Source organism: Bacillus sp. GMs2/2 (assembly GCF_050172095.1).
Classification (GTDB): Bacteria; Bacillota; Bacilli; order Bacillales; family Bacillaceae_G; genus Bacillus_A; species Bacillus_A cereus.
In genome coordinates, this window is sequence record NZ_JBNLYE010000548.1 from 1 (window position 1) to 2,086 (window position 2,086).

Consider the following 2,086-nt stretch of genomic DNA (forward strand, 5'->3'; position numbering starts at 1 on the left):
TCTACTCTTGAGCATAATACTATCTCTTCTACTAAACTTGAAAGTAAGAAAATAAATGATCCTATCAAGTTTGATATTCGTTCATCTGAAAAAGAAATGAAACAGCCTGAACATAAATTTAATGAATTAGATTTATGGAAGATGTTAAAGGATAAAGGTGTTCCCTTATGGATCATCCTTGAAATGCTACAAAAGGCTCGTAAAGAAAAAGAAGCCCAAAATAATTCAGTTCAAAATTCAAATGGGATTGAGGAAACAAACGAGACTCGATTAAATGAAGTAATGTAAAGCATAGTAATTGATTTGTCTATAGACTAAAAAGAGTTCGAAGCTGATGAAATTTTTATCAACTCCGAACTCTTTTTTAAGGTTTTTCGCCAATCGTTACAAATTGAAAAGATACTTCTCCTTCCAAACCTTTAATTAGCTTTTTTACTTTGACATTTTCATTAACCATTGTATTATCTGTCGACATTTTAGGTCTTTCATCGCCTAAAGATCTCTTTAATTGAAGAAGGTGCATTTTCGTTTCATTTGCTTTTATTTCCTTATATACGCTATTTTTTGCTACAATCACATACGATTGCGTTGGATATTTACGAGTGTTTCCTATCCAAGTGTCACTATCGTATGTAACAGGAATCTCATTTCCTTCTATTTTAATACTTTTCATAGTCTTTTCGTCTTCATTTGTAAACAATAGTGATCCTTCTTTTGGGAATTTTGGTAACGTATCTAAAATATAATTGGAGCCATTACCTCGTTTATGAAAAATTTTTTCTTTAATCAGTGCTAGTGCTGTAGATTCATTTAAAATTAATACATGTCCATTTCCGACTTCACCTTTTTTCACAGAAAACACTTCATTTTCTTTCGTAATTTCCTGATAACGATTAATAATTGGTGAAATATTATTTTCATCTCCAATAATTAATACACCGTTTGCAGGAAATGAGTTATCCTTTTTAGAGCATGAACTAAAGCTTATTAAAAGTATTATAGTTAACATAAAAATAGTTAAAGTTCTTTTCATCACGGTTCCTTTCATAATTCATATCATTTTTTACATGCTTTTCTGTAATTTTATTAGTTGATATCCTTTATTGCTCCATAGTCTTATAAAGCTTTTGTAGGTAACGCCAACGAGTAATAAAGAAATATAAAACTTGTATACATATAAATGAAATTAAAATAAAAATCGAGCTATTTAAAATAGAAAAACTAACTAATTGTTGCAGTGCCGTATACGCTACTACAGTATGAATCACCGCAACAGCAATCGGTAAGAAGAACATTAATAATAACTGTCTCGTTACAACTTTTTTTAACTCTTGTTTACTTAATCCCATTTTCGAAATCATTTTATATTGTTGTTGATCACGGTCCAAATCAGTGTATAATCGGAAATAAATAAAACTAGCAGCAAATGTAAAGAAAACGATTCCGACTAAAACACTTGCCATAAGTAATAAACCATTTTTTTGCTTTGCCTCCAACAAGTTTAATGTTAAAGCTCCAAAGTAGAAATCACTGTCCCTAAGATCTTTATCGAATATACTCTTTAATTGATTTGAAATCTCTTTCGTTCTTATCCAATCATCTACAACAAATCCGTAAGTACGATGTTGAATATCTTTATCCTCTGGATTACTCGTCAGAGGAATTTCATCATACACATGATCTTGAACAGCAATATAAATACTACTAGAATCATGTGGTAAAACTAAATTCTCTACAGTTTTCTTCACACGAAATGTCTTTGTCCAATCTCCTTGAATGACTTCAATATTTTTTTTATAGTCATCATTTTTAAATTCTTGCTTTTGTGACACCCTCCCAGGGATTAGTAAAATTTCATCTTCTTTTTCAATCGTTTCATGTTGGTACCCGAGTGCTCTCGTAAGTTCGTTATATTCACTTAATTTCAATACATTTACGTTACTTTCTGTAAATTTACTTGAAGATGAAGCCATTCGATACGGAATATTTGCATCCAAGAGGTGTTTTTTTATAATAGAGAGATGTTTATCTACCAATTTGTTGTTTTCAGAGCTTTCATACAGAAATGTATATGGGTTTGTCATCC

Annotated in this window: 2 protein-coding genes and 1 pseudogene; 1 reads left to right on the forward strand and 2 read right to left on the reverse strand. The window is 30.4% G+C overall.

Going from position 1 to position 2,086, the window contains the following annotated elements; genetic code table 11:
* Positions 1-288: DUF3914 domain-containing protein (locus tag ACQGS6_RS27205; RefSeq protein WP_061662053.1), on the forward strand; the 288-nt coding region annotated here is incomplete at its 5' end.
* A 76-nt stretch (positions 289-364) separates the two neighbouring features.
* On the opposite strand, the gene ACQGS6_RS27210 is transcribed toward ACQGS6_RS27205, so the two are convergent.
* On the reverse strand, positions 365-1,033 hold the full coding sequence (locus tag ACQGS6_RS27210) for a lipoprotein BA_5634 family protein (RefSeq protein WP_000831684.1): 669 nt from the start codon (positions 1,031-1,033) through the stop codon (positions 365-367).
* Between the two features lie 67 nt (positions 1,034-1,100).
* Positions 1,101-2,086 (reverse strand): annotated as a pseudogene (locus ACQGS6_RS27215) (ABC transporter permease); the annotation flags it as partial.